A 26,693-nucleotide genomic window follows, 5' to 3' on the forward strand; every position below is an offset into this window, starting at 1 on the left:
TACTACGATCGGCCTCATGGATGGGCCGAACGACTACAAGCACGTTGTTTCGGCGATGCATGTGCACTTGGTCTTTGTCACGAAGTACCGACACGGGTGTTCAACGACGAGATGTTGACGCGCTGCGAAGAGATCATGCGCAAGGTGTGCGAGGACTTCGAGGCGGAGCTGAAGCAGTTCAACGGCGAACCCGGTCACGTCCACCTCCTGGTGCACTACCCGCCCAAGGTCGCCGTCTCGAAACTGGTCAACAGCCTCAAAGACGTCTCCGCTCGCCGGATACGGCTGCGGGTACCTCCCGGCCGAAGGCTGGGGGAGAGTCCACCGGCCGGATCAACCGCGCCATCACGCCCGGACACCTGTGGTCACCCTCGCATTTCTCCGCATCATGCGGCGGAGCACCATTGGCGATCCTCCGCCAGTACATCGAGCAGCAAAAACGTCCGCTCTAACGTGCACGTCAGAACAGCCTTGAGATGCATTCATCCCCGGCGTGAACGCCGGGGCTTTCTGCAAGAGCCCCGGTAAGCTCGGGCACCGGGTGCGGCACGGTGAGTGCGTCGAGCAGGTGGTGGGCGTCGGCAGGGACGGGCAGGGCCCGGCCGGCGAGGTCGGAGGGGGTTTCGGGGTGGGTGGGGTTGATACGCACGAGGCGTGAATGGGGGAGGCGGCGGGTGAGGAGTTCGCCGGGCCATCGGATCACGCCGGGGGTGTTGAATCCGGCGCCGAACTCCAGGATGAGCAGACGGGTGCCGGAGGGGGCCGTGCCCAGCCAGTCCTGGAGGCGGCGGCCCGCGGGGAGGTAGGGGGAGTCGATGAACTCGGGGCCGACGCGGACGTTGATCTCAATCTCGCCGCCGCAGTTCGGGCAGCGGGGCAGGGCGTCGGGGTCGGTGACGGCGCCGGTGGCCGGGTCGTACGCGGCGAGGAGCCGTGCGACGAGGGGCTCGCTGCTCCAGACGGCGGAGGTGCAGGGGGTGGTGCACTGGTAGCGGCCGTAGTCGCCTTGCGGGGTGAATATCCGGTCGGGCGCGAAGCCGTTGCGGGCGAAGAGGCCGTCCACGTTGGACGTCATCACCCAGTGGTCCTTGTCGCCGACCAGTGCGCGCAGTCGCTGGTAGAGGGGGTTGGGGGTGGTCGAGAAGCGGATGTCGTCGATGTGGACGGCCCAGTAGCCCCACAGCAGGTCGGGCGGGAGGGGCACGCCGACGAGGTAGCGGGAGCGCAGGCCGAGGCGGTGCAGGGCAGGGAAGAGCTCCTGGAAGCGGTCTTCGTCGCCGTAGTCGTATCCGGCGGCGGCGCTGAGTCCGGCTCCGGCCGTGATCAGGATGCGGTCGGCCTCGGCGAGCCAGCCGCGTATCGTGCCGGCGGCGCCTTCCGGGTCGAAGGTGGGGTGGTTCATCGGTGCTGGAACCCTCCGGTCAGTGCACGGACGTAGGTGGCGCGGTCGTCGTCCGCGTACACGTTGAAGATCACGCGGTCGAGGCGTGTGGGGTGGCGGTCGAGCCAGTCGGCCACGGTGTTGAGGGCGATGCGGGCGGCGGGCGTCTTGGGGTAGCCGTAGACGCCGGTGCTGATTCCGCAGAACGCGACGGTGCGCAGGCCGTCCACCTCGGCGGCGAGATCGAGACAGGCGCGGTACGAGGCCCCCAGAGCTTGCTGGTGCTGCGGGAGCACGGGGCCGTCGACGATCGGGCCGACGGTGTGCAGGACGTAGCGGGCGGGCAGGTGGTAGCCCCGGGTGATCTTGGCGGTTCCGGTCGGCTCCGGGTGACCCTGCAGGGACATGATCGTGTGGCAGTCGGCGCGCAGGCGGGGGCCGGCCGCGGCGTGGATGGCGTTGTCGATGCACGCGTGCATCGGGGCGAAGCAGCCGAGCAGGGAACTGTTGGCGGCATTGACGATGGCGTCCGCGTCGAGGGTGGTGATGTCGCCCTGCCACAGCACCGTACGGTCGGCGGCCCGGTACGTGGTGCCGGGAAACGTGTCGCGGACGGTGGGGAGCGAGGCCACGTCGGTGGTGTCGCGCGCCAGGCGTTCACCGGCCAGGAGCGTGTCCAGCATCCGGGCGGCGCGGGCCGGCAGCGGGTCCGGTTCCCGGACGGTCAGCACGGCGCGCAGCAGCCGCCGGGCGGCGGCATTGTCAAGCCGGTCTGCCGCTCCGGATCGCAATCCGGCCGGCGCTGCCACCGGGTCGTCGCCCAACAGGTCGAGTACCTCGCGGACCTGGTCGGCGGGCCGAGTGGCCGGGGCATGTCGAGCGACAGGCCGGAAGGGTTCATCCAGGATGATGGCGGTGCCGTAGGCATCGAGCGGCAGTGCGGTGGTGTGCATGAGAGTCTCCTGGCGGTGCGGGACGCGCCGCCGCGGCCACCCGGCGTTGCCGGGCCGGCGCGGCGGCGCGTCCGTGCGTTCGGGCGGGTTCAGGGTTCCGGTATGGAGTTCGGCGACGCGGCCGCCGCCCGCCCGGTCGCGGGTGTCAGAACAGGCCGTTGTCGTGGGGCAGTTCGGCCGCGATCGGGGCGATGACGTCCCAGTGCTCGACGATCTTGCCGTCGGCCACGCGGAAGAGGTCGTAGTACGCGACGGGGACACCGAACTCGCCCTCGGACTGGAGCAGGACGAACTCGCCCTCGGCGATGACCTTGTGGACGGCCTTGTAGACGAGGTTCTTGCCCTGCTCGGCCCACTTCGCGGCGGCGGCCCCGAAACCGTCCAGGCCGTCGGCGGCCTCCGGGTTGTGCTGGAGGTAGGTCTCGGTCGAGATGTAGTCGGTGAGCACCGAGTAGTCGGCACCGACCAGGACCTTCTGCGCGAACTCGGCGACCAGGGCGCGGTTGGCCTCGGTCGTCTCCGGCGCGGTGACCTCGGCGGGGCCGTCGGTCTGCGAGCGGCCGGATGCGGTGTCCTCGACCACGGGGGTCAGGGCGTCCCAGTGCTCGGCGAGCTTGCCGTCGGCGTCGACGCGGAAGATGTCGAAGGCGACCAGCGGCTCGGGGCCGAAGCCGTGGTACGTGCCGTGCAGGGCCACCAGGTCGTCGTCGGCCAGCACCCGGGCTCCCTCGTAGCGGAAGCCCTCCGGCAGCCCGGCGACCAACTGGCGCAGGGCCTCGGGACCGTCGGCGGCCAGGGAGCTGTGCTGGCGGTAGTCGGCGGCGACCCAGCGGTCCACCGCACTCGGGTCCTGCTGGCCGAACAGCTCGCCGGCGGCGGACAGAACGGTGTTCTTGGCGTTGCTCATGACGGGTCGTCTCCTTGTGAGGTCAGGCCCTGGGTGGAGGGCTTGGGGATGGGTGCCGTCAGGCGCTGGTCGAGTGCGGCGGTCAGGGAGGCGGCCGTGGAGGCCGCGCCGCCCATCTGGTCGGCGCCGTCAGCGGTGTGCAGCAGCAGAGTCGGGTAGGAGGTGACACGCAGGCGGCGCAGTGCGCGGAAGTCGGCGCGGGCCTTCTCCCGGCCGGCCGGGGACGCGTATGCCGCGGTCACGGCGTCCACGTCTCCGCCGAGTTCGTCGGCTATGTCCCGGTAGACCGCGGCGTCGGACAGGCTGCGGCCGTCGACGAACCACGCCCGTTGCGCGGCCTCGGCCGCATCGAGCTCACTGATGCCCGGCTGGTCGCGCAGCGCGGACAGTCCCGCCGCCGCGGCGGCCGAGTCCAGCACGGTCGTCCCCTGCGACAGCGCGCGCTCATAGCCCGCGCCGAAGACCACACCGGTCAACCGCGCGATACGGTCCCGCTCGGCCGGCAGCTGCGGGTAGGCCGCCACCGGCCGCACCCGGGCACCGGTGTAGAGGCCGGCCGACAGGACACCGAGCCGGATGCGGTGTGCGTTGTCCTCGGCGAAGGCCCGCAGGGCCGGGCCGAAGCCGTAGCACCAGGGGCAGTACGCGTCGAAGGCGTACGTCAGCGAGGCTCGCTCCGCCGAAGACATCACACTCCCCCTCTCTTGCCTCTTGCTGCTTTCCGACATCGTCTCGATGCCGGATGAGCTGACACCTCCAAGTTAGGGGCGATGAACAGGGTGAATCAGATACGCTGACGACTCACGATGGTCAAAAAACGACACGACGCCGATCGCGGCATCCCGGAGGTCTCCTTCGTCGCACCCGCCGGAACCCCCGCGGGCGTCGAAGTGCTGCCCCTCGCGGACCTGAGCCGGCGCGTGCCCGCCGAGCGGCTCACAGCTCCCCAGCGCCCGGACTTCCACCACCTGCTCACCCTCACCCGTGGAACCCTGTGGCACACGGTCGACTTCACCGCCTACGCCCTCGACCCCGGCTCCTGGCTCTGGGTACGCCCCGGCCAGGTCCAGCAGTGGGGCGACCTCACCCACGCCGAAGGCACCCTGATCCTGTTCCGCCAGGACTTCCTCGACCCGGCCACCACCGACGGCGCCCGCCTGGAGGACTCCCACGCCCCGATCCTGCGCCGGCCCCTTCCCGACGACGTTGCGGCCCTGCGGCTGGCCGCCGACCACCTCACCGCCGAGTTCCACGCACTCGGACACCTGCCCCTGGAGGTCCACACCGCGGCCCTGCGCCACCTGCTGGCCGTCCTCGTCCTCCGCCTGGCCCACCTCACCACGCCCGCCGGAAGTCCCGCACCCGAACCCGACGCCACCTACCTACGCTTCCGTGACGCCGTGGAGAAGGACTTCACCCGCACCCGCCGGGTCGAGGACTACGCCGAGGCGCTCGGCTACTCTGCCCGCACCCTCTCCCGCGCCACCCTCGCCGTCGCCGGCCTCGGCGCCAAGGAGTTCGTCGACCGTCGCGTCGTCCTCGAAGCCAAGCGCCTCCTGGCCCACAGCGACCGTACCGCCGCCCGCATCGCCGGCCACCTCGGCTTCTCCAGCGCGACCCACTTCAGCAAGTACTTCCAACAGCGCACCGGACAGACCCCGATCGCCTTCCGCAACACGGTCCGCGGGCACCCCACGAAGTGAAACCCGGCTGCCATCCGCAACGGCCCCGAAGTCGCCGATCAGCCCCGACCAAACCCACAGACGCCCCTACTTCTGCGCGGCCGCCGAGGAGACGAACCTGACGCGGGCGGCACGACGCGGGCGGCACGACGCCTGCGGCTCGACTCGCCCGCCCTCAGCCGGCCAAGGCCCTCCTCACCCTCGGCTCCAGCATCATCTGCGGGCGTCGCCTGAAGGCCTCTTTTTGCCAGAAGTCCTTGAAGCGCAGTAGGCAGAAGCGGTCCCGCCGCGTCCCGGAGCCTGGTCGCCAGATCGGCGCTCTCCCGGGCGATCCTCGGCAATTGCTCGGTACTGTCGGGCGCCAGCTCTTGCAGCGCCCGCACCATCACTGCGCTGCCCTCGACGCGGGGCTGCCGGTTGCGCTTGGTGCCGGGCAGGGGTTGGCCGCCATGGGATCAACCTGGCCAACGATGGCATGGGGCATCCAGTCCGGTGGCAGCGGATATCTTCCGGGCCACTGCCCGCGGTGCGCAGAAGGCGTGGCTCCCAGAAGGAACTGCGGCCGCTCGTTGCGGGACGACCGCCATCCGGGTCGCCGTCCCCATGCACGAGGTCGCCACAGGCGCGGCCAGGGGGCATACGTGTTCCGGTCTCACCAAGTTCGCGTGACAGGCGCCTCATCAAGGGGCCGACGGATGGTGGCCCCGCCGTAAGGCCCACCTCGCCGCTTTTCGCCCGCGGTCGGCTCGACCTGCAATTCCCATTTAGCCGAAAAACACCAAAACCATGTGATGTGGGTTCATCAAGCCGGACGCGAGGCTGAGTGCGGCGGTCAAACCGGACCAAAAACGCGCAGCCGACGATGCCCGGCTGAGCGGCAGCGAAAGGAGCACACACCATGGCAGAAGCAACCACACGGGAGGCGGCGCCGGCCTATGCGCCTCCTGTCCCGCAGCTCGGGACGGCGGCGCGGAAATACGTCACCGAGTTCATCAGCACATTCTTCCTGGCGTTCGCGGTCGCGGTGGCCGCATTGAGCGGCAGCACGTTCGTGCCGCTGACGGCGGGCGCGACCCTGATGGTCATGGTCTACGCCGGCGGGCGCATCTCCGGCGGCCACTACAACCCGGCGGTGACGATGGCGGCGCTGGTCCGACGCCGGATCGGCGTCCCGGACGCGGTCGTGTACTGGGCGGTACAGGTGGCGGCCGGCGTCGTCGCCGGGGCCGTAGCCCACGCCGTGGTCAACCCCGTCACGGTCAGGACCCTGACCCTGTCCGGGCACACCCGGGCAGCCGCCGCCGTGGTCGAGCTGCTGGTCACCTTCGCGCTGTGCTACGTGGTGCTGAACGTCGCCACCAGCAAGGACCAGCCTGGCAACGGCTTCTTCGGGCTCGCGATCGGGTTCACCGTCGCAGCCGGCGCGTTCGCCGTCGGCGGCATCTCCGGTGGCGTGTTCAACCCGGCGGTCGCATTGGGCGGCGCCACCGCCGGACTGTTTGGCTGGTCGACGATCTGGGTCTACATCGTCGTGCAGCTTGCCGCCGGCATCGCGGCGGGGCTGGCGTTCCTGGCGCTCAACCCCGGCGACAAGTGATCAAGCGCGGGCAGGCCGACGTCCGCCCGCACAACGCACCAGGACCGGCTCCGGATCGATCACCATCCGGGGCCCACCCACACGGAGGAGAAAGGGTCCATGACCAGCATGCAACCCAAGCCGACGACGACCGATGCCGGCATCCCGGTCGCCAGCGACGACCATTCACTGACCATCGGCCCCGACGGCCCGATCCTGCTGCAGGATCACTACCTGATCGAGCAGATGGCCAACTTCAACCGGGAGCGGATCCCGGAGCGTCAGCCGCACGCCAAGGGAGCCGGCGCGTTCGGCTACTTCGAGGTCACTAACGACGTCAGCGCCTACACCAAGGCCGCGGTGTTCCAGCCGGGCACCCGCACCGACACGCTCATCCGGTTCTCCACCGTGGCCGGGGAGCAGGGCAGCCCGGACACGTGGCGGGACCCGCGCGGGTTCTCGCTGAAGATGTACACCTCCGAGGGCAATCTCGACCTCGTCGGCAACAACACCCCGGTGTTCTTCATGCGCGACCCGCTGAAGTTCCAGCATTTCATCCGGTCCCAGAAGCGCCGCGCCGACAGCGGGCTGCGGGACAACGACATGCAGTGGGACTTCTGGACCCTGTCCCCGGAGTCGGCGCACATGGTGACCTGGCTGATGGGCGACCGGGGCATCCCTCGCACCTGGCGGCACATGAACGGGTACTCCAGTCACACCTACTCCTGGCTCAACGCCGACGGTGAGCTGTCCTGGGTCAAGTACCACTTCATCACCGACCAGGGCATCGAGTTCCTCACCCAGGCCGAGGCCGACGACCTGGCTGGCAAGGACGCCGACTACCACCGGCGTGACCTGTACGAGGCGATCAAGCGCGGCGAGTACCCGAGCTGGACGCTGAAAGTGCAGATCATGCCGTTCGAGGACGCCAAGACCTACCGGTTCAACCCGTTCGACCTGACCAAGGTGTGGCCGCACGGCGACTACCCGCTGCACGAGTTGGGGCGACTGACGCTGGACCGCAACGTGACCGACTTCCACACCGAGATGGAGCAGGCCGCGTTCGAGCCGAACAACCAGGTGCCCGGCACCGGGCTGTCGCCGGACAAGATGCTGCTGGCCCGAGGCTTCTCCTACGCCGACGCGCACCGCGCCCGGCTCGGCGTCAACTACAAGCAGATCCCGGTGAACTCGCCCAAGGTCGAGGTCCACTCCTACTCCAAGGACGGCGCGATGAGGATCCGCAACGCCTCCGACCCTGTGTACGCGCCCAACTCCTACGGCGGCCCGCAGGCCGACCCGGTCGCGGCCGCGGAGGTGCACTGGTCCGCCGACGGCGACATGGCCCGGTCCGCCTACACGCTGCGCCGTGACGACGACGACTGGGGGCAGGCCGGCACCATGGTCCGCGAGGTCCTCGATGACGCGGCCCGCGACCGGCTGGTTTCCAACATCACCGGCCACCTGCTGGGCGGCGTGTCCGAGCCGGTGCTGGAGCGCGCCCTGCAGTACTGGAAGAACGTCAACCAGACCCTCGGTGAAAGGATCGAGAAGGGTGTTCGCGACGGGCGGTCCTGACCGGCACCCCCACCCCACCCAGCGGCCCGGCGCCCACAGGCGCCGGGCCCCTTCCCTTGACGTCCGGATCAGTGGTCCGGACCGATCAGCCCAGATTCTGGGCGGAACACCGACGCGATGAACAATCCATCGAAATCCACATGCTACGAGATACGCGTCCGCGGACACCTGAGCCAGACGCTGTTGGGCGCCTTCCCCGGCCTGCACGCCGAGATCCGGGGAGGCGAAACGCTACTCCTCGGGACACTGCCCGATCAGGCGGCCCTGCATGGCGTGCTGGCCCAGATCGAAGCGCTGTGCCTGGAGCTGATCGAGCTCCGTACCTGCGGCAAGTCTGTCAGCAACCCGGAGCGCGACCACGAGGGCCACGCCTGAGACCTGGATCAGGCCCTGCGTGAAGAGGGTGCGAGCAACCCGAGGGTCCGGGCCCGCTCCACGGCTTGGCTACGGCTGTGCGTGCCGAGCTTCCCGTACAGGTGCCGCATGTGCGTCCGGACCGTGTTCACCGACAGGGACAACTCGTCGGCGATCTCCGGCGCCGGCAGGTTCGTCGGCAGGTAACGCAGGACGCGAATCTCGCTGTCGGTCAGTGGCTCGCGCAGACGCGCCGGCACGCCGGCCATCGCCTTTTCCTGCTTCCCGGCCAGGAGGTCGAGGATCTCGCAGATCATGGCGGCATGGGCGGTGCCGCGCCAGGCCTGGCGCTCGAGCGCTCCCGGCGCGGGGTGGAGGAGGAAGGGCAGCACCGCAGCCCCGGGCTCGGCGAGATCGAGCGCGCCTTCGAGGGTGCGCCCGGCGGCGGCCGCGTCGCCAAGCGCGTCGCACGCGATCGCATTGAGCAAGAGGGCTTGAACCAGCCAACCGCGGGGGTCCATGGGCGGGAAAGAGCCGTCGAGCACGGGTGCGAGTGCGGCAATCGCCGCCTGCGGGTCGTCGCGGGCGAGCCGCAGCGCCGCCAGAGCGGCCCGCATCTCCCCGGTTTTGCTCTCCTGCGGGTCCATCTCGGCCAGCGCCTGTTCGACGCGTCGCGCTTCGCCGAGCCGCAGCAATGTGTGCAGTTGGAACGCCCGTGTCTTCGTGGCAAGCGGATGACGGGCGGCCACCTGATCCGTCACGCGCTCGGCGGTACGGAAAGCCGCCAGCGCGTCCCCGTCACGACCACGCGCGAGCTCGAGCAGCCCGCGGCCATAGTGCAGTATCAGCACCGTCACCGGATCTGACTCCTGGCGCACTGCCCGCTCGGCTCTCCCCAGCCACGGCTCCGCCTCATCGAGCCGTCCCCGCCACAGCATGTGCAGGCCGAGCGCCACGTAGGCGGCCGCGACGATCCGCTCGTCGGTCCAGCCGTGCTGCCGGGCCAGCTCCATCGCCCGCCTGCCGCGCTCCGCGGCCACAGAAATCTCCCGGCTCAGTGCCACGACCGCCCAGTGCGCCAGCCCGAGGATCTCCAGATACGGCCGCCCGATCCGCTGCGCCAGCGCGACGCCCCCCTCCAGGTGCCGGTCCGCGTCTTCGTACCGCACGAACCAGGTCTCGGCGATGCCCAGGCTGATCAGCGCCAGGGCGCGCAGCTCGGCGCCGCAATGGGGGTCCGCCGCGTCCCGGGCGTGACCTGAGGCGAGCAGCGGCTGCGCCTCTTCGACCACGGCCGGCAGGTCGCCGCGCTGGCGGGCCAGCAAGAGCCGCAGCACGGCAACCGTCAGGTCGACGTGCTCACGCCGGTCTGAGGGCACCAGCGCCGAGCGGCGGGTGACCAGGGCCAGCTGCCGCTCCGCCTGCGCCAGCGATCCATGCTCCGCTTGGTCGAACGCGGCCAGCGCGGTAAGCTCCGGGTCCGCCGCGATCACCCGGGTAGGGAACTCAGCCAGCATCGCGTGGGCCGTGGCGGCCTGCCCGTCCAGTCCGAGGCCGATCCAGTGGTCCGACAGCAGGCGGGCCGCCGGACCCCAGTCCGCTGCCGCCTGGGCGTGCCGGATCGCCTCCACCGGATACCCGTGTTCCGCGTACCAGCCGGAGGCGGCGCGATGCACCGCGGTGACGTCTCCCGGAGCGGTGCGTCGCAGCTCCAGCTGGAGCAGGTCGGCGAACATCGTGTGGTAGCGGAACCAGGAGCGCCGCGCGTCGAGCGAGACCACGAATGCCCCAGCCTGCTCCAGGTCCTGCAAGGCCCTTTCCGCGCCGGATCCCCCGGTCAGGAGGTCGGCGAGCTCGCCGTTGACCCGCTCCAAAACACTGGTCCGCAACAGCAGCCGCCGGACCTCGTCGCTCTGCCGCTCCATCACCTCGGCCAGCAGGTAATCGGCCACCGTCCGCTCACTGCCCGCGAACCCGGCCGCGAACCCCTCCGGGTCCGGATGCCCGGTCAGCGACAACGCAGCCAGCCGTAGCCCGGCAGCCCATCCCTCAGTCCGTTCATGCAGTCGTGCGAGGGTTGCCTCGGACAGCTCCACGCCGGCACCGTGAAACAGCGCGCTCGCCTCGTCCAGGCTGAACCGCAGACCGTCCGCTCGGATCTCGGTGAGTCCCGCCTCCAGCCTCAGCCGGTGCAGTCCCAGCCGCAGATCCCGGCGTGTGGAAAGCACGAACCGCACTTGCGCCGGCGCGCGCATCATCAGCAGCTCCAGCTGGCGCTGCGCCTCGGCCGAGCGCAGCTCGTGCAGGTCGTCGATGACCAGCCAGACCCGGTCCTCCAGCGGCGACAGGTCCTGCAGCAGCCGCTCCACGATCATCCAGCCGTCCAGATCCGGCGCCTCTGTCAAGGGGCGCACCAGGTCGGCCCCGGCGGCCGTCGCCCGCAGCGCGTCGCACACAGCGATCCAGAACCGTTGCGGATCGCACTCGTCGCGCTGCACCGAGACACACGCGGCATGCTCCGCCAGGCCCGTCTCGCGGATCCAGGACCGCAGCAGGACTGTCTTCCCGCTACCGGCCGGCGCCGATATCGTCGTGACGCGCCACGCTCCCCCAAGCCGCGCGAACAGTGTACGGCGGGAAACAATCCCTCCCCGGACAGCAGGAACCGTCTCGGTCTGGGATCGGCCGGCAGTTCTCATGGCACCCTTGGTGAGGTCGGCGGAGGTTCTGCACGCACTTCCGACCATCGCACAAGTCAGCGGTTAATTCCCCCCGGCAGGCATCCGACCCGGCTGTCGGCTCTCCTCGGAGACCGGGACAGAGGATCAGGAAGACGAATGCAAGAACCGCTCCCCCACTCGGTGCCGAGCGCGTTCCAGGCGCGAGACGGATGTTCTTCGTAGGCGCTGGGCGTCGGCGTGAGGGTCTTGGCCATGTGAGTTCCGCCGAAGGTCCCGCCCCAGCTCCGCGACGAACGCGTCCACCGCGCCGGGGGTGACGTGGACGTGCGTGGTGTCGTCGTACTGGGGGCGACCACCGTAGTCGAGGCCAAGGCGGCGGCTGTCTCGTCCTGAGCCGAGGACGGAGCCCCGGATCCCACCACGCTCGAACACCACCGTGACGGCGGACAGCATCCACACCACCGATCTGCGCTTGATTCCTGTTCCTCTCCGCCGGAACAGTACGCCCCAAAAGGAAGGCACCGAGCACGGGAGCGATCACGCTGACCGTGACCCGGGTCTTGCCTTTCCAGGAACAGTGCGTGCTGGGGGTCAGGTCTCTCGGTGCGCACCGCGCCACTGCACCGGCGACATCCCGTATGTTTCGCGGAATGTCCGGCTGAAGTGGGAGGGGTTGATGAAGCCCCAGCGTGCGGCCACCGCCGCGATCGATCTGCGGGCCGCGCCGTCCCGGCAGAGTTCCTCGCGTGCCGCCTCGAGCCGTCGCGTCCGTACCCAGGTGTTGACGGTGGTGCCCTGCATCTGGAAGAGCCGGTGCAGGTAGCGCAGGGAGATGCCGTGCTGGTCGGCGATGTCCTGGGGGGTGAGTCCGGGGTCTTGCAGCCGGGCGTGGACGGATGCCGTGATCCGCTCCCACAGCGCCGGCGCGGACCGCCTGCTGACCGCTTCCAGGGCCAGGGTGGCCAGCATCTCCACGGCGATTCGAGCGAGTTGGTCGCGTCGGGCCGCATGGGCACTGATGACCTCGTCGACAAGCCCGCACAGCAGCGGGAGCAACAGGGCCGCCGCGCCCTCACCGGCTTCGTCCACCACGTTGGCCGTCAGTGCGGACAACTGCCCTTCCTCCAGCCGGAGCAGGGCCCGGGGCATCATGAGGATCCGGGCCCGCTGACGCTGCGGCAGCACGATCCGGTACGGGCGCCTCGCGTCATGGAACGCCAAGAGGCCGGGCCGGAGTTCGGCGGTGCGGCCGTCCTGGAACAGCAATGCGCTGCCGTCCAGTTGCAGACGCACGAGGATGTGGGTGCTGTGGTCGGCGGCCACCGACCGGGCGCTGCGCAGGATCGTCCCCGGGCCGAACTCCTCGGTGGCGATCTGGAGAGCGCCGAGGCGCTCGGCGGTCAGCTCGCCCATCCACGGACGCCCGCGCTCCACAGCGACCTCGAGGCCCACGAAGATCTGTGACAGCGTCCGCTCCCACGCCACGACGCGATCACCGGGAGCCAGGTCCCGGGTGGAAAAGGACATCCCCTGGCCGGGGGCAGTCAGCAAACCGGTCAGCACGGCATTTCTCCCGCCGCGCGGACCACACGCTCTCGGTCGAGCCAATCCGTGGGAGACAGGCCGTAGGACCTGCGGAAGGCCCTGCTGAACCGGGCGAGACTGGTGAAACCCCAGCGTCGCGCGACCTGGCCCAGGCTGACGGATCCCGGTGGCCGTACGGCGAGTTCCCTTCGGCACTCGTACAGGCGCAGCTCGCGGATCCATTGGCACACGCTGGTGCCCTCGGCCTTGAAGAGCCGGTGCAGATAACGGACGGAGATGCTGTGGGCATCGGCGATGGCCTGGGGGGTCAGGCCGGAGTCCGACAGGTGCCAGCGGATGAAGGTCTTGATCCGCAGCAGCAGGACCCGGTCGGCGCCCGGCAGTACAGCGGGATCCTCGCCCAGCTGGTCCGCCGCCGTGGCCGCCATCAGGCCGATGACGCCCTCGGCGAGTCGCTCCGCCACCGGCGTCGCGTATGCCTCGGAGGTCTCCGCCAGCCGTTCCAGCAACGGGGTGAGCAGGGCGGGCAGACCGCCGCTCGGGCGCACGGCCCGCGCGGTGAGCTGCCGCAGATCGGCCTCCGACCGCCCGAGTAGGGCCCGCGGCACCGCGAAGATCTTCAGCTGAAAGCGCTCGGGAAAGGTGGTGCGGAAGGGCCGGACGGTCTCGAAGAACCCGATGTCGCCGGCCCGCAGCACGGTGGTCCGACCGTCCTGTTCGACCCGGGCCCGGCCGGTGCTCTGGAGCGCCACGAAGACGTCCCGACCGTCGCCGCGGGCTACGAAGCGCGGCGACCGGTGGACCCGGCCCGGGTCGCATTCCACCGTGGTGATCTGCAGGCCCCCCACGTGGTCGGTGCGCATGGCCGCGTCATAGGTGCGGCCGTCGGTGGCGATGTCCATCCCCACCAGGGTCGCGAGCACGGCGTCGTGCCAGAAATCCAGACTCTCGCGCGGTGGAACCGAGCGGGTGCTCAGCACCTGGGCTCGTGGACTCGCGTAGGGGGCCGGACACCAGCGTCTCTCCTCGAAGGAGCCGATGACGGATGGCATGCTGCGAGCATGCTGGGGCGGTGCCGGCCGGCGCATCAGTCGGTCGACTGGTCCTGTCCCGTGCCACTCCGTTCAGCGCAATCGGGAACGCAGGAAGGAGTAGCCGGTCACGAGAGCTGCCCGAGTGGGCGCGCTGTCGTGCAGGGCGTGCAGCGCCACGAAGTCATGGACCGTGCCGAGGAACCGTACGGCGGACGCCTCGACGCCGGCCGCGCACAGATTCCGCGCGTACTGCTCGCCCTCGTCCCGGGCCACGTCGGCCTCGGCGGTGACGACCAGCGCCGGGGGCAGCCCCGCCAGGTCCTCGGTCCTGGCCCGCAGCGGGGAGGCAGTGGGCTCGTCCCGCAGGGCGGCGTCCGTGACGTAGCGCGCCCAGTACGCGCGCAGCGCCCGGCGGGTGAGCAGGTATCCGGTGGCGAACTGCCGCTGCGAGGGGCTGTCGCAGCGGGAGTCGGTGAGCGGGTAGTAGAGCAGTTGTGCGCTGAGCCGTGGCCCGCCCCGTGACTTCGCCAGCAGGGTCACGGCAGCGGCCAGCGTGGCTCCGGCGCAGTCGCCCGCCACGGCCAGCCGGCGCGTGTCCAGACCGAGTTCGTCGGCCCGGGAGACCGCCCAGACCAGCAGGGCGTAGCACTCCTCCAGCGCCACGGGATAGCGGGCTTCGGGGGTACGGCTGTACTCGGGGACGACCGCGCACACGCCCGCGCCGTCGACGAGCTCGCTGATGAGTCGGGCATGGGTCTGCGCGTCGCCGAGCATCCACCGGCCGCCGTGCAGGTACAGGAGGGTGGGGAGCGGGCCGGTCGCACCGACCGGACGGACGGTCCAGAAACCGATCAGCCCGGAAGGGCCTACGGACGCCACGCGGTAGACCGCGTCCACGTCGAAGTCCTCGAACCTGTCCACCTGGGTCTCCCTGAGCGCCTGCCGCGCCGTCTCGGGGCCGAGGTCGTCGAGCGACGGGGGCGCGGCGGACGCAGCGACGAGCCGCTGCACCACGGGGTCGAGGAGAACGCCCGCGCGGGAGGCACCGCCCGGTCGGTCCCTGGAGGCTCCCGGCATCACGCACTCTCCTCTGGCAGGGCCGTGCCGCTCGTCGGCGGGTCCGCACGGAACCGACCGGTCCCCGCCTCACCGGTCCTGAAGGAGGTCACGCAGTTGCTGCCGGCGGCTGATGCCGAGCTTCGGGTAGACGTTGTACAGGTGTGAGCCCACGGTACGTGGCGAGAGGAAGAGCTGTTCACCGATCTCACGATTCGAAAGGCCGCGCGCGGCCAACTGGACGATCTGCCGTTGCTGTGCCGTCAACTGCTCCAGCAGACCTGGGGTGTCAGGGGTGGGTGCCGCTCCGCTGGCGCGCAGTTCGCGGGCGGCGGCTGCGGCGAGGGCACCAGAGTCCAGGCGCTCGGCGGTTTCCAGCACGGTGGTCAACTGCTGGCGCGCCTCCCGCGTTCGGCGGCAGCGCCGCAGCCAGATGCCGTAGCTGAGGCGGGCGTGGGCGCGTTCCCACGGCCACCGGTCCGCCTCATGGTTGACCAGGGCGAGGTGGAAGTGCTGCTCGGCGTCCTCACCCGGGTCGACCAGGGCGGTGGCATGGTGCAGGAGCAGCGTCATCCTGGTGCTCGGGCGACAGCCCTGCTCCGCCCGGACTCGCGCCAGAATGGGCACGACCTCGGCCGTGCGGCCGGTCCGTTGTGCCGAGACCGCGAGTTCGGCGATGCTCCGCGGCGACAGGAAGGGGTGCAGCGGCGATCCGTCGGCGGTGAACAGCTCGCGCAAGTGCCGCCAGCTCCCGTCCGGGTCCCCCAGCGCCAGGCAGGCGAGTCCCCGGGCGCGGAGCAGGCGTGCGTGCGTGGCCCGGTTCTCGCCCAGGCCGACGGCGCGCCAGACCGAGGGGGTGAACCAGGGCTTCGGCGGGACAGCTCCGCGCAGTGCCTGGAGCGTGAGAGCCTGCGCTTCCAGATCCGCCTGGAGGCGGGGCAGACGCAGCACCGCGGCCTCGGTCGCGGCTTCCCGCATCAACGGCTCGGCCTCGGCGAACCGCCCGGTGCTCACGAGGGTGTCCAGCAGGGACGGGAGCGACCAGGCGCGGATACCGAAGGCACGAGAGGCCCGCAGCTGAGTGTCGGCCCTGCGCAGCTGGCCGAGGCACAGGTCCGCCTCGTCCGCGTGGTAGGCCATCAAGGCGAGCGCCATACGGCGTGCCAGGGCGTCCGGGGCGTCCAGCAGCGCACCCTGCGGGCGGCCGAGGCCCGGCAGCAGGTGGGTGGCGGACTGCGGCCGGATCACCGCGGTGACCAGCGCCTCCAGCGACTGCTGTGCGTCCGGCGTGTCCAGCGGGCCCAGGGGTCCGGTCGCCGAGGCCCGGCCCTGATCGGTCTGCTCGGCTGCCCGGGCGCGGTCGAGCAGCGTGGGCAGGGCCGCCCGGTGCTCCGGCAGGCCGGACTGGGCGGCGATGCCCGCTGCCAGGGCCACCAGGGCGAGCGCGACGGGCCGGCCGACCGCCGGAAGGTGCTGCGCGACGTTCGCCAGGATGTCGAAGGCCTCCTGCTGGCAGGCCTCCTGGGACAGAGCCGAGGCCAGGGCACCTGTCGCGACACAGACGAGTTCCGAAGCCGTGGCGTCCTGGACGAGGCGGCCGTACAGGTCCCGCACCCAGGCGGGGTCTCCCATCGTGTGGGCTGCCGCCAGGGCCTCGCCGAGACGGCGGACGCGTTCCTGCCGCCGCGGGCTGAGCCGGGCCGCCTGCTCCAGGGCGCGCGCTGCGCCCACGGCATCCCCCTGCCGCCATGCGGAGTCCTCGAGCGCGGCGGCCACGGACTCGCTGGTTCCCAGGGTGGCGGCGGCCAAATGGCGGGCCCTGCTCTCCGGCAGCGCGACGACCCCGGCGAGGTCCCGATGGGCCTGCTGGCGCTCGCCCGCGGGATGCCGCGAGAACGCGGCCGACCGCGCCAGCGGATGCCGGAAGACGAGGCGGCCCTCGACCAGCAAGACCAGACCGGCCGCCTCCGCCGGGGCCCACACCGCAAGATCCTCGGTGTCCAGGGCGGCCATGAGGGCTGCGACGCTCTCCCCCGGCCCCGCCGCCGCGGCGTACAACAGGGCCCGTCCTGTCTCGGGAGGAAGCCTGTCGAGTCGTGCCGCGAAGGCATCTGCCGCGAACGTGCGCCGCGTCGGTGCGGCGCCGGAATGTCCCGCTCGGACGGGCGCGGGCGCACGGCGGCTCAGTTCCACCAGTGCCAGGGCGTTACCTTCGGCTTGCTCGAGGATCTCCAGCCTGCGCCGGCCCGTGGGCGCTGCCGGCTGTCGGTCCAGCAGGGCCGCGGCCGAGGAGTCGTTCAGTGGGCCCAGATGCAGGCTCTCCATGCCAGGGGGAAGGCTGGGCAGGGGCACGTCACCGCGTGCGGTGAGCAGAACGCTGACCGGGCGGCCGACCAGGAGGCGGATTCCCGCGCAGAGCGCGTCGAGGAAGGCGCGGTCGCAGGTGTGAGCGTCGTCCACGCACACCAGTAACGGACGGGACCTGGCAAGTCGGTCCAGCAACGCCAGCACGGCGGCCTGCACCTGTGGGTCCTCCGGCCCGCTGTCCTGAGGGGCGGGGTTCAGGGCAGCGCTCAGCACCTGGCTGTGTGCGGCGGGCAGTCCGGGCAACTCCTCCAGGACCGGCGCCAGCAGTTGGTGCAGACACGCGCGAGCGTGCCGGCCGTCCGTGGCCCAGCCCTCCGCCGACAGTACGAGCATGCCGTCGCCTGTGGCCAGTTCCCGGGCGTGACGGAGCAACGTCGTACGCCCCGTTCCCTCCTCCCCGAGGAGCAGCAGCGCCTGGGGGCTGCCGGGCTTCCGCGTCACGCACTGGAGGATGCGCTCGATCTCGCTGTCCCGGCCCAGTGGGCGCGATGTCGCCGCGCGGCAGGATCGGCGGACGGCTTCCTCGCCGACCGCCGACGGGGATGGGTGGACCGTCATGCACGTACTCCGGACCTGCTCGGCTGCTCATGGCTGTGGGCTTGTTCCCTGGCCGAGCTCATAATCGGGGAGACGAGGTGGCGACGCTTCTGTCACATGACCAGTCATCCGCCGTTTCCGGTCCCTGCCGGCGTCAGGACCGCGAGCGGCCGCGCTACGGCGGCTCGTACGCGTCCGGCCGGTTGCGGTTGACAGGATGACCGGATGACCGGGGTCATGATCACCAACTGGAGGAGAACGACCGTGGTGCACGTTGGTCCCGATTACCCCGCCGATCCGGGCATCCTGGGCAGAGCCGTGGAGCTGTCCCGCCTCGAGGGCCTGCTCGGGGCGGTGGACGGCTCCCGCCCGCAGGTGCTCGTGCTGATCGGGGAGCCCGGGGCGGGCAAGAGCACCCTCGTCGACTGGACGGCCGAGCAGGGCCGGGCCCGCGGTCTGCGGACCCTGCGTGTGCGGGGCAGTGAGGGCGAGGCCGGCCTGGGGCTCTCGGGTGTCCACCAGCTCCTGCACCCGCTGCTTCCTGGTGACTCGCTGCCCGCGCGGCAGCGGGAGGCCCTCGACCGCGCCTTCGGGCCGGCGGCGCCGCCGGACGAGGTGACCCTCGACCAGCTGTCGCTGTGCATCAGCGTGCTCGCCCTCATCGGCGAGGCCTCTTCGCGTCAGCCGCTGCTCCTGCTGGTGGACGACGCCCAGTGGCTGGACCTCGGCTCGGTGGACGTGCTGGGCTTCCTCGCCCGGCGCCTGGAGGGCAAGCCGGTGGTGATGCTGCTCACCGCCCGCGAGGAGGCCGTGCCGGCCCGCTTCGACCGGGACTTCCCGCAGGTGACCGTCGGCCCGCTGAGCCGGGCGGCAGCAGGGCTGCTGCTGGACGCCCAGCCGAACCCGCCCCGCGGCAGGTCCCGCACCCAGATCCTCCAGCAGGCCGCCGGCAACCCCCTCGCCCTCATCGAGCTGCCCCGTGCCCTCGCCCGGGGCCGGAGCGGCACGGGACAGAACGGCGGTGCCACCTTGCCGCTGACCGCACGCCTGGAGAACCTGTTCGCCGCCGACCTCCCCGGGCTGCCCGGGCCCACGCGTGAGGCACTGCTCCTGGTCGCCGCCTCGGGAACGGGACGACTGGCCGAGCTGCTGCGCGCCGCCCCGTCGTTGGAGGTCGTCCAGGCGCTGGACCCCGCAGAGCGCGCCGGGCTGGTGCGGGTCGAGGACGGCCAGGTGCTGTTGCGCCATCCGCTGGTCCGCTCGGCCATCCACCAGGCGGCTTCCTTCGCCGAGCGTCGGCAGGCACACCTCGCCCTGGCCTCCGCTCTCGCCGAAGAGCCGGACCGCCGCGCCTGGCACCTGGCCGCCGCGGCGACGGGCCAGGACGCGAAGGTCGCCGACGCCTTGGCGGAGAGCGCCGAGCGTGCCCGTGCCCGGGGCGGGTACGCGGCGGCCGCGGCAGCGCTGGAACGCGCCGCAGAACTGACCCCGGCGCCGGAGCTGCGCGCCCGGCGCCTGCTGACGGCCGCTCAGTCGGCCATGTTCGCCGGCCACCCGCAGTGGGTCGGCGAGCTCAGCGGCCGGATCGGCCACCCGACCAAGGATCCACGGCTGCGTGCGGAGGCCTCCCTCCTGGGCGGGTGGGCCCTGGGTGTGACGCTCCGCCACGAGGAGGCGCTGGCGCTGCTGCTCGGCGCCGCCGAAGCCACCGCCGCCTCGGCCCAGGACCTGGCGCTCGGCGCCCTGAGCACCGCCGCGACGTCCGTGTACAACTCCGGAACGCCGTTCCACCGGGCCGAACTGGGGCGGATCAGCGCCCTGATCGACGAAACCGGCAATCCCGCCGCCCTCGCCTGGTCCCAGGCTGTCATCGACCCGCACCGCCAACGCGCAAGGCTCCTAGGGCTGTTGAAGGACGGGCTGGCCGCCATGTCGCAGGACTCCCTGGGAGACCTCACCGCACTCGGCGGCACGACCTGGATCCTGGACGAGACCGAGCAGGCCGTCCGCATCCTCGGGCGGACCATGGACGTCATACGGCGCGCCGGCAGCGCGGGCACGAACGCGACCGTCACGCAGGCGCTCGCCCTCGCCCTGTTCGAGAGTGGTTCATGGACGGCGGCCCAGGACGCGGCGGACCAGGCTTTCTGGATGGCGACGGAAGCGGGCGCCGACAACGTGACCGTGGGCTCCTGCATCCTCCAGGCCACACTGCGCGCGCTCCGAGGCGACCATGCGACCGCGCGGGCACAGGCCATGGAGGCCGTACGGGGCGTCGACCTGCGCAGATCCCTGAGCCTGCAGGTACGGCACCGGCACGCACTGGGAATGGCAGCGTTCGTCGCCGGGGACCACTCCGATGCCTACGAGCAGCTGCGCGCGACCTTCACCCGCGACTTCTGCCCCGCTCCCGTCCACCACCACGCCTCTGTCTACTACCTGGGCGACCTGGCCGCCGCGGCAGTCCGCGCCGGTCGGAGAGACGACGCGCGCACAGTGGTCGACGCTGTCGAGCACAGCCTGGAAACCGACAGGTCACCCCGGCTGGCCGCCGTCCTTCACCGGGCCGTCGCCCTGCTGAGCGACAGCGAGGAGGCCGAGGACCATTTCCATGCCGCTCTCGCCGACTCCACCGTCGACTGCTGGCCCTTCGAGAAGGCGCTCACCCAACTCGACTTCGGCGAGTGGCTGCGCCGACGGCGCCGCAGCGCCGAGGCACGCCCACACCTCGGCGCGGCACTGGAGTGCTTCCGGCGGCTCGATGCCCGGCCCTGGACCGATCGCACCGGCGCGGAACTGCGGGCGGCGGGAGCCCCGGCGACAGCGGCGACGGCCGCGAGTGGGGCGGGCGAGCTCACCGCACAGGAACGGCAGATCGCCGAACTGGCCGCTCAGGGCCTGACCAACCGCGACATCGCGGCCCGGCTGTACCTCTCGCCCCGCACCGTCGGCTACCACCTGCACAAGATCTTCCCCAAGCTCGGTATCCGCGCCAGGGCTCAACTCCGTGACGCGCTCTCGCAGGATCCGTCGCATTGACCCGTCGCCGGGCGAACGCGGATACGTGGAGTGTGTCCGCGGGACCGTCGGGGGATGCGCTGGAGACACTGCCACCAAGCACGTGCCCGGCACTGTCATCACATGCGGCGCGGGCGCACGTTCGCGGGACGGCCCCGGCAAGACCGTCCCGCGACCACGGCACACCCACCCCATGACGTGCCCCGCGCCCCGGCCGACGAACCGCGGAAGCACGGCCGTCAGGAAGACGATGCTCTCGGGGTTCGCGTGAAGCCGACTGGCCCCGTTGCCTTCCTGCTGGGGGATGGACCGATCACCAGTGCACGGCGATGTACTTGCTCTCGGTGAACTCCAGCAGGCCGTCGTGCCCGCCCTCGCGGCCCAGGCCGGACTGCTTGACGCCGCCGAACGGGGCGGCCGGGTCCGAGACGACCGGACGATTGAGGCCGATCATGCCGGACTCCAGCGCCTCGGACACCCGAAGGCCCTCGGCCAGGTCCCCGGTATAGACATATGACACCAGGCCGTACTCGGTGTCGTTGGCCATCCGGATCGCCTCTTCGACGTCGTCGAAGGAGACGACGGGCGCGACCGGGCCGAAGACCTCCTCCGCCAGGATGGGCGCGTCAGCGGGAACGTCGCCCAGCACAGTCGGCAGGTAGAAGTATCCGGCACGGTCAGGGGCCGTACCTCCGGCCAGGAGCCGGGCGCCGGCGTCGACGGTCCCCGAGACGAGCTCACCGACCTTCTTCCGCGCCGCCTCGTTCACCAGCGGTCCGACGTCCACGCCCCCTGTCAGTCCGGGGCCGACCGTAAGTGCCGTCATGGCCGAGGCGAGGCGGCGGCTGAACTCCTCGGCGATCGAGGCATGTACGTAGAAGCGGTTGGCGGCCGTGCACGCCTCCCCGCCGTTGCGCATCTTGGCGACCATGGCTCCGGCGACCGCCCGGTCGAGGTCGGCACTGGCGAGCACAAGGAACGGGGCGTTCCCACCGAGTTCCATGGAGGCGTTCACCACCGACCCGGCCGCCTGGCGCAGCAGTTCGCGCCCGACCTCGGTGGAACCGGTGAACGACACCTTGCGGACCCGGGGGTCGGCGAGCAGGACCTCGGCGATCCGGGCGGAGCGGCGTGAGGGGACGATGTTGACCACACCGTCCGGCACGCCCGCCTCGGTGAGCAGCGCGCCCAACGCGAGTGCGGTCAGCGGTGTGTCCGAGGCGGGTTTGAGGACGACGGTGCAGCCCGCGGCCAGGGCGGGGCCGATCTTCCGGGTGGCCATGGCGGCGGGGAAGTTCCACGGTGTGATGAGCAGCGCGACGCCCACGGGCTGGCGCAGCACCATGATCTTGTTGGTGCCTCCCGGTGCCGTCTGGACGGATCCTGCCGCGCGCACCGCCTCCTCGGCGTACCAGCGGAAGAACTCCGCCGCGTACGCCACTTCGGCACGGGCGTCGGCCAGGGCCTTGCCGTTCTCCCTGACGATGAGTTCGGCGAACGCCTCGGCGCGCGCGGCCATCAGCTCGAACGCCCGCCGCAGGATCTCTCCGCGTTCGCGTGGTGCCGTGGCCCGCCAGGCGTCGAGGGCGCCATGGGCGGCGTCCACTGCCGCCACGGCGTCCTCGACGGTGCCGTTCGCGACCTCCGCGAGCGGTTCGGCGTAGGCGGGGTCGACGACCTCCAGGGTTCCGTCGTCGCCGGCCGGCATCCACCGGCCACCGATGAGGAGTTGGGTCGGGGTGTCCTTGAGGGTGGTCACAATGGGTCTCCGGTGCCGGTCAGTCGACGCTCTTGGCGACGGTCTCGACGATGCGGGCGGTGCTGGGGAGGGTCGCGTCCTCCAGGGCGTCGGCGGCTGGCAGGGGCACATGCGGCGTGGTGATCCGCACCAGCGGCCCGTCCAGGGCGGTGAAGCCCTCCTCCGCGACGATCGACACCAGCTCCGCGCCCCAGCCGCACAGCCGGGGGTTCTCCTCGATGGTGAACAGGCGGCCGGTGTGCTCCAGGGAGCCAAGCACCGTGCTGACGTCGAGCGGAACCAGGCTGCGCAGATCGATGACGGTGGCGTCGATGCCGTGCTGCTGCTTGAGCTGCTCGGCGGCGGCGAGCGTGCGGGGCACCATCAGGCCGAGCGCGACCAGCGTGACGTCAGCGCCGTGCCGCAGCACCCTCGCCCTGCCGAGTTCGTCGACGATGTCGCCCTCGGGCACCTCGGCCTTGGTGGGGTACAGCCCCTTCGCCTCCAGGAAGATGACGGGGTCGGGGTCGCGTACGGCAGCGGCCATCAGGCCGACGACGTCGGTGGGGTTGGAGGGGACGACCACCTTGAGTCCGGGTACGGCCATCGCCCAGTTGGCGATGTCCTGGGAGTGCTGCGCGCCGAAGCGCAGGCCGCCGCCGTTGCCGGACTTGATGACCAGCGGGAAGGACATCTGGCCGTTGGTCATGTACCGGGACTTGGCGATCTGGTTCACGACGATGTCCCAGCAGACCGCGAAGAAGTCGGAGAACATGATCTCCGCGATGGGCCGCAGGCCCGTCATGGCGGCGCCCATCGCGGCACCCAGGATGGCCTGTTCGGAGATGGGTGTGTCGCGCACCCGGGTCGGGCCGAACTCGTCCAGCAGCCCGGCCGTCGTCTTGAACACGCCGCCGGCGGCGGCGATGTCCTCGCCGAGGAAGACGATCGAGTCGTCCCGCCGCATCTCCTGCGCGATGCCGCGGGCGACCGCGTCGCGGTAGGTCAGTTGCGCCATGTCGCACCTCCGTCAGCCCATACGTCCTTGAGCACCAGGTCCTCGCCCGGCTGCGGTCCCGCCTTCGCCTGCTCGGTCGCCTCGTCCACCAGGCGGGCCGACTCGGCCTCGATCCCGGCGAGAACGGGCTCGGCCACACCGAGGTCGAGCAGCCGCTGCCGGTAGGCGGGGACGGGGTCGCGCTTCAGCCACTCCTCGACCTCCGCCGTGGGGCGGTACTTGGCGGGATCGGCCCTGGAATGGCCGCCGTGCCGGTAGGTCTTGGCCTCGATCAGGGAGGGGCCCTCGCCGTTGCGCGCCCGCTTGAGGGCGGCCAGGGCGGCTCCGTACACGGCGTCGGGGTCGTTGCCGTCGACGGTGACCGGCTCCAGGCCGTACGCCGCGGCCCGGTCGGCCGCCGGGTTCGGGACGGCGGTCACCGAGCCGATCGGCGTGTACTCCATGTACAGGTTGTTCTCGCACACGAAGACCACGGGCAGCTTCCACACGGCCGCCAGGTTCAGCGCCTCGTGGAAGGCTCCGATGTTCGTCGTACCGTCGCCGAAGAAGCACACGGCGACCTGGCCGCTGCCCCGGTACTGGGCCGACCAGGCAGCTCCGCTGGCGATCGGCAGATGGGCGCCGATGATGGCGTACGAGCCCATCATCCCGTGCTCGACGGACGTCAGGTGCATGCTGCCGCCCTTGCCGGCCATCAGGCCGTTGGAGCGGCCCATCAGTTCGGCGAGCACGCCGGTCATCGGCACGCCGCGGGCGAGGGTGTGGGCGTGGCCGCGGTAGGTGGCGAAGGTGTAGTCGTCGGGGCGCATCGCCACGCCGAAGCCGGCGGCGATGGCCTCCTGGCCGAGGGACAGGTGGCTGGTGCCCTTGACGAGGTTCTGCAGGAACAGGTCGTAGGCGCGCTTCTCCATGCCGCGCATCCGCACCATCTGTCCGTACAGCGCCAGACGCGTGGGCTCGTCGACGGCGGGCGCGGTGGGCTCGGTGTGTGTGGTGGTCACGATCCCGTACCTCCTTTCCAGTGGGTCTAGTAGGGGTTGGCGACGAACAGTTCCTGCGCGGGGAAGAGGGTGAGGGCGCGGGCGCCCTCGGCGGTGACCACGACCTCCTCCTCGATGCGCGCGGCGGAGTAGCCGTCCGAGGCCGGGCAGTACGTCTCCAGCGCGAAGACCATGCCTTCCTGGATCTCCGCGGGGTGTTCGAGGGAGTTGAGGCGGCTGATGATGGGCCGCTCGTGCAGGCCCAGTCCCAGTCCATGGCCGAACTGCAGGCCGAAGCAGTCCATTTCGGTCTCGAACCCGAACTCGGTGGCCTTCGGCCAGGCCTTGGCGATGACGTCGGTGGTCTGGCCGGGTTTCACCAGGGCGATCGCGGCATCGATCCACTCGCGGGCCCTCGTGTAGGCGTCGCGCTGCGCCGGGGTGGAGGAACCGACGTTCAGGGTGCGGTAGTAGCAGGTGCGGTAGCCCTGGTAGGACTGGATGATGTCGAAGAAGCAGGTGTCGCCGGGCCGGATGAGCCGGTCGGTGAAGTTGTGCGGATGCGGGTTGCAGCGCTCTCCCGACACGGCGTTGATGGCCTCGACGTCGTCCGAACCCTGCTCGTAGAGGTACTTGTTGGCCAGCGCGACGATGTCGTTCTCGCGCACGCCGGGCTTGAGGGCTTCGGAGATCTGCTGGTAGGCACCGTCGACCATCGCCGCGGACTGCGAGAGCAGCATGATCTCGTCGGGGTTCTTGACGGCGCGGGCGTCCAGCATCACCTGCTGGGCGTCGACGACGGTGAGCCCGGCGTCCTGCATCTCGAAGAGGAACGGCGGCTCGACGATGTCGATGCCGATCGGCGCGCCGGCGAGGCCGTGGTCGGCGAGGATGCCCTTGAGTTCGGCGACCGCGCTCCGCATCAGTCCGACCTCGGGTGCGACGGCGCCGCGCAGGCCCAGCATCCCGGCACGGCAGTTCTCCGGCAGCAACCAGGGTGCGTACAGCTGGTGGTGGCGGGCGGCGGAGCCGAAGTCCCAGACCATCGGCTCGTGATCGCGGGTCAGTAGCGCGTAGCGGGTCATCTTGTCCCGCGACCACTCGCCGATCATCGTGCCGCTGACGTATCGGATGTTGTTGACGTCGAAAAGCAGGACGGCGCCCAGCTCCGAGGCGTCGAGGGCGGCTCGGGCGCGGGAGAGCCGGTAGGAGCGCAGTCGGTCGAAGTCGACGCGCATCTCGAAGTCGACGGACGCGTGCCCGGGGGCGGCCGGAAGCGTGGTGGTGGTCACCCTGTCCTCCTCGTCGGTGTGAGGGTCTTCTCCTGGCCGGTGCGAGAGCGGTTCACGAGGCCGCGCTCAGACCGTCGGTGACGTCCGCGTCCTCGGGGACGAGGGTCAGCCCGGCCGAGCCGGCGGCCTCCCTGAGCAGGACGGCGAAGTCGGTGTCGTCGTGGCCGCGGCCGACGGACTGCTGGACGATGTGGTGGGTCAGCGCGGCGACCGGCATCGGGACCTCCAGGTCCCGGGCGGCGGCAAGGCCGAGGTCGAAGTCCTTGCGCAGCAGTTGGGGCGTGAACGTCGGCGTGAAGTCGAGGTTCACGAAGGCGGGGGTCTTGTAGCGGGTGAAGACCGAGCCCAGGACCGAGCCGTTGAGGAAGTCCAGGAACGCGGCCCGGCTCACGCCTCCCTTCTCCGCCAGCACGGTGATCTCGGCCATCGACTGGGTGACGACGCCGAGGAAGATGTTGTGCGCGAGCTTCACCAGGCGGGCAACGTCGTCCTGCCCGGCGTAGGTGACGGAGGCGGCGATGGCAGTGAGCAGAGGTTCGGCTTCGTCGAAGACCTCGCGGGGGCCGGAGGCGACCATGGAGAGGCGGCCGGCCTTGACGACCTTGGCGTTGCCGGAGACGGGGGCCACGAGCAGCGCGGTGCCGACCTGCTCCGCCTCCTGCCGTACCCGTGCCGAGACGTCCGCGGAGACGGTGGAGCAGTCGACGAGGACGCGGGGCTCGGCGGACTGGCGCAGGATGCCCTGCTCGCCGAGGGTGACCTCGGCGAAGTCCTTGCTCGCGCTGACCATCGTGAACACGATGTCGCGGTCTGCGAGTTCAGCGGCGGTGTCCACGATCGTCGCGCCCAGTTCGGTGAGCGGCTCGCACTTGCTGCGGGTGCGGTTGTAGACGGTGACGTCGTGGCCCGCGCGCAGGAGGCGGGAGACCATGGCGTAGCCCATACGGCCGGTGCCGGCCCAGCCGATGGTGGGGCGGTGCGGGGAGTCGGTCATGA

At 71.0% G+C, this 26,693-nt stretch carries 19 protein-coding genes and 1 pseudogene; 6 read left to right on the plus strand and 14 right to left on the minus strand.

Going from position 1 to position 26,693, the window contains the following annotated elements; translation table 11 throughout:
- The first annotated feature begins 16 nt into the window (after positions 1-16).
- Positions 17-452 (plus strand): annotated as a pseudogene (gene tnpA, locus ACIQFZ_RS28660) (IS200/IS605 family transposase).
- Between the two features lie 8 nt (positions 453-460).
- Here tnpA and ACIQFZ_RS28665 read toward each other — a convergent pair.
- From ACIQFZ_RS28665 to ACIQFZ_RS28680, 4 genes are all read right to left on the minus strand, one after another.
- The gene (locus ACIQFZ_RS28665; RefSeq protein WP_402692489.1) at positions 461-1,402 is read right to left on the minus strand and encodes an NAD-dependent protein deacetylase of SIR2 family; all 942 of its coding nucleotides are present in this window, start codon (positions 1,400-1,402) and stop codon (positions 461-463) included.
- Entirely contained in the window at positions 1,399-2,334 is a 936-nt protein-coding gene (locus tag ACIQFZ_RS28670; RefSeq protein WP_402692490.1) for a protein-ADP-ribose hydrolase, read from the minus strand. Before ACIQFZ_RS28670 ends, ACIQFZ_RS28665 begins: the two co-directional genes overlap by 4 nt.
- Positions 2,335-2,479: 145 nt before the next feature.
- Positions 2,480-3,241 (minus strand): nuclear transport factor 2 family protein, encoded by a 762-nt coding sequence (locus ACIQFZ_RS28675; protein ID WP_402692491.1) that lies wholly within the window; start codon positions 3,239-3,241, stop codon positions 2,480-2,482.
- A complete protein-coding gene (locus ACIQFZ_RS28680) occupies positions 3,238-3,930 on the minus strand; it encodes a DsbA family protein (RefSeq protein WP_402692492.1) in 693 nt (230 codons plus the stop codon). Before ACIQFZ_RS28680 ends, ACIQFZ_RS28675 begins: the two co-directional genes overlap by 4 nt.
- 117 nt (positions 3,931-4,047) lie before the next feature.
- Between ACIQFZ_RS28680 and ACIQFZ_RS28685 the strand changes: the two genes are divergently transcribed.
- The 4 genes from ACIQFZ_RS28685 (at position 4,048) to ACIQFZ_RS28700 (ending at position 8,452) form a co-directional block, all read left to right on the plus strand.
- Positions 4,048-4,944 (plus strand): helix-turn-helix domain-containing protein, encoded by an 897-nt coding sequence (locus ACIQFZ_RS28685; RefSeq protein ID WP_402692493.1) that lies wholly within the window; start codon positions 4,048-4,050, stop codon positions 4,942-4,944.
- 877 nt (positions 4,945-5,821) lie between these two features.
- Positions 5,822-6,520, plus strand: a complete 699-nt coding sequence (locus tag ACIQFZ_RS28690) for an aquaporin (protein ID WP_402692494.1) — start codon at positions 5,822-5,824, stop codon at positions 6,518-6,520.
- Between the two features lie 99 nt (positions 6,521-6,619).
- Positions 6,620-8,077, plus strand: a complete 1,458-nt coding sequence (locus ACIQFZ_RS28695) for a catalase (RefSeq protein ID WP_402692495.1) — start codon at positions 6,620-6,622, stop codon at positions 8,075-8,077.
- 117 nt (positions 8,078-8,194) lie between these two features.
- On the plus strand, positions 8,195-8,452 hold the full coding sequence (locus ACIQFZ_RS28700; RefSeq protein ID WP_402692496.1) for a hypothetical protein: 258 nt from the start codon (positions 8,195-8,197) through the stop codon (positions 8,450-8,452).
- A gap of 8 nt (positions 8,453-8,460) precedes the next feature.
- Here the strand turns inward: ACIQFZ_RS28700 and ACIQFZ_RS28705 are convergent, their stop codons facing one another.
- From ACIQFZ_RS28705 to ACIQFZ_RS28725, 5 genes are all read right to left on the minus strand, one after another.
- Positions 8,461-11,178, minus strand: a complete 2,718-nt coding sequence (locus ACIQFZ_RS28705) for a LuxR C-terminal-related transcriptional regulator (RefSeq protein WP_402692497.1) — start codon at positions 11,176-11,178, stop codon at positions 8,461-8,463.
- Between the two features lie 525 nt (positions 11,179-11,703).
- Positions 11,704-12,639 (minus strand): helix-turn-helix domain-containing protein, encoded by a 936-nt coding sequence (locus ACIQFZ_RS28710; RefSeq protein ID WP_402692498.1) that lies wholly within the window; start codon positions 12,637-12,639, stop codon positions 11,704-11,706.
- Positions 12,640-12,668: 29 nt separating this feature from the next.
- Positions 12,669-13,709 (minus strand): helix-turn-helix domain-containing protein, encoded by a 1,041-nt coding sequence (locus ACIQFZ_RS28715; RefSeq protein ID WP_402692499.1) that lies wholly within the window; start codon positions 13,707-13,709, stop codon positions 12,669-12,671.
- A 72-nt stretch (positions 13,710-13,781) separates the two neighbouring features.
- Positions 13,782-14,768: an alpha/beta hydrolase gene (locus ACIQFZ_RS28720; RefSeq protein ID WP_402692500.1), complete on the minus strand. Its 987-nt coding sequence runs from the start codon at positions 14,766-14,768 to the stop codon at positions 13,782-13,784.
- A 69-nt stretch (positions 14,769-14,837) separates the two neighbouring features.
- On the minus strand, positions 14,838-17,594 hold the full coding sequence (locus tag ACIQFZ_RS28725) for an AAA family ATPase (RefSeq protein WP_402692530.1): 2,757 nt from the start codon (positions 17,592-17,594) through the stop codon (positions 14,838-14,840).
- Positions 17,595-17,915: 321 nt separating this feature from the next.
- Between ACIQFZ_RS28725 and ACIQFZ_RS28730 the strand changes: the two genes are divergently transcribed.
- On the plus strand, positions 17,916-20,690 hold the full coding sequence (locus ACIQFZ_RS28730; RefSeq protein ID WP_402692501.1) for an ATP-binding protein: 2,775 nt from the start codon (positions 17,916-17,918) through the stop codon (positions 20,688-20,690).
- A gap of 292 nt (positions 20,691-20,982) precedes the next feature.
- Here ACIQFZ_RS28730 and ACIQFZ_RS28735 read toward each other — a convergent pair whose 3' ends face one another.
- The 5 genes from ACIQFZ_RS28735 to ACIQFZ_RS28755 all read right to left on the minus strand — a co-directional run bounded on the left by ACIQFZ_RS28735 (position 20,983) and on the right by ACIQFZ_RS28755 (position 26,691).
- Complete coding sequence (locus ACIQFZ_RS28735; protein WP_402692531.1) at positions 20,983-22,377, minus strand: NAD-dependent succinate-semialdehyde dehydrogenase; 1,395 nt, start codon at positions 22,375-22,377, stop codon at positions 20,983-20,985.
- Positions 22,378-22,447: 70 nt separating this feature from the next.
- A complete protein-coding gene (locus ACIQFZ_RS28740; RefSeq protein ID WP_402692502.1) occupies positions 22,448-23,425 on the minus strand; it encodes an alpha-ketoacid dehydrogenase subunit beta in 978 nt (325 codons plus the stop codon).
- Entirely contained in the window at positions 23,413-24,426 is a 1,014-nt protein-coding gene (locus ACIQFZ_RS28745; RefSeq protein ID WP_402692503.1) for a thiamine pyrophosphate-dependent dehydrogenase E1 component subunit alpha, read from the minus strand. Before ACIQFZ_RS28745 ends, ACIQFZ_RS28740 begins: the two co-directional genes overlap by 13 nt.
- Positions 24,427-24,452: 26 nt before the next feature.
- Positions 24,453-25,697, minus strand: coding sequence for a M24 family metallopeptidase (locus ACIQFZ_RS28750; protein WP_402692504.1), 1,245 nt, complete (start codon positions 25,695-25,697; stop codon positions 24,453-24,455).
- Positions 25,698-25,749: 52 nt separating this feature from the next.
- Entirely contained in the window at positions 25,750-26,691 is a 942-nt protein-coding gene (locus tag ACIQFZ_RS28755) for an NAD(P)-dependent oxidoreductase (protein ID WP_402692505.1), read from the minus strand.
- Between the last annotated feature and the right edge of the window lie 2 nt (positions 26,692-26,693).

Source organism: Streptomyces sp. NPDC093064, assembly GCF_044754605.1.
Lineage (GTDB): Bacteria > Actinomycetota > Actinomycetes > Streptomycetales > Streptomycetaceae > Streptomyces.

Excerpts from the sequence above, each read along its gene's own strand:
- ACIQFZ_RS28665 (WP_402692489.1), bottom strand. The coding sequence starts at position 1,402 with ATGAACCACCCCACCTTCGACCCGGAAGGCGCCGCCGGCACGATACGC.
- ACIQFZ_RS28670 (WP_402692490.1), bottom strand. The coding sequence starts at position 2,334 with ATGCACACCACCGCACTGCCGCTCGATGCCTACGGCACCGCCATCATC.
- ACIQFZ_RS28675 (WP_402692491.1), bottom strand. The coding sequence starts at position 3,241 with ATGAGCAACGCCAAGAACACCGTTCTGTCCGCCGCCGGCGAGCTGTTC.
- ACIQFZ_RS28680 (WP_402692492.1), bottom strand. The coding sequence starts at position 3,930 with ATGTCTTCGGCGGAGCGAGCCTCGCTGACGTACGCCTTCGACGCGTAC.
- ACIQFZ_RS28685 (WP_402692493.1), top strand. The coding sequence starts at position 4,048 with ATGGTCAAAAAACGACACGACGCCGATCGCGGCATCCCGGAGGTCTCC.
- ACIQFZ_RS28690 (WP_402692494.1), top strand. The coding sequence starts at position 5,822 with ATGGCAGAAGCAACCACACGGGAGGCGGCGCCGGCCTATGCGCCTCCT.
- ACIQFZ_RS28695 (WP_402692495.1), top strand. The coding sequence starts at position 6,620 with ATGACCAGCATGCAACCCAAGCCGACGACGACCGATGCCGGCATCCCG.
- ACIQFZ_RS28700 (WP_402692496.1), top strand. The coding sequence starts at position 8,195 with ATGAACAATCCATCGAAATCCACATGCTACGAGATACGCGTCCGCGGA.
- ACIQFZ_RS28705 (WP_402692497.1), bottom strand. The coding sequence starts at position 11,178 with ATGGTCGGAAGTGCGTGCAGAACCTCCGCCGACCTCACCAAGGGTGCC.
- ACIQFZ_RS28710 (WP_402692498.1), bottom strand. The coding sequence starts at position 12,639 with ATGTCCTTTTCCACCCGGGACCTGGCTCCCGGTGATCGCGTCGTGGCG.
- ACIQFZ_RS28715 (WP_402692499.1), bottom strand. The coding sequence starts at position 13,709 with ATGCCATCCGTCATCGGCTCCTTCGAGGAGAGACGCTGGTGTCCGGCC.
- ACIQFZ_RS28720 (WP_402692500.1), bottom strand. The coding sequence starts at position 14,768 with ATGCCGGGAGCCTCCAGGGACCGACCGGGCGGTGCCTCCCGCGCGGGC.
- ACIQFZ_RS28735 (WP_402692531.1), bottom strand. The coding sequence starts at position 22,377 with ATGCCGGCCGGCGACGACGGAACCCTGGAGGTCGTCGACCCCGCCTAC.
- ACIQFZ_RS28740 (WP_402692502.1), bottom strand. The coding sequence starts at position 23,425 with ATGGCGCAACTGACCTACCGCGACGCGGTCGCCCGCGGCATCGCGCAG.
- ACIQFZ_RS28755 (WP_402692505.1), bottom strand. The coding sequence starts at position 26,691 with ATGACCGACTCCCCGCACCGCCCCACCATCGGCTGGGCCGGCACCGGC.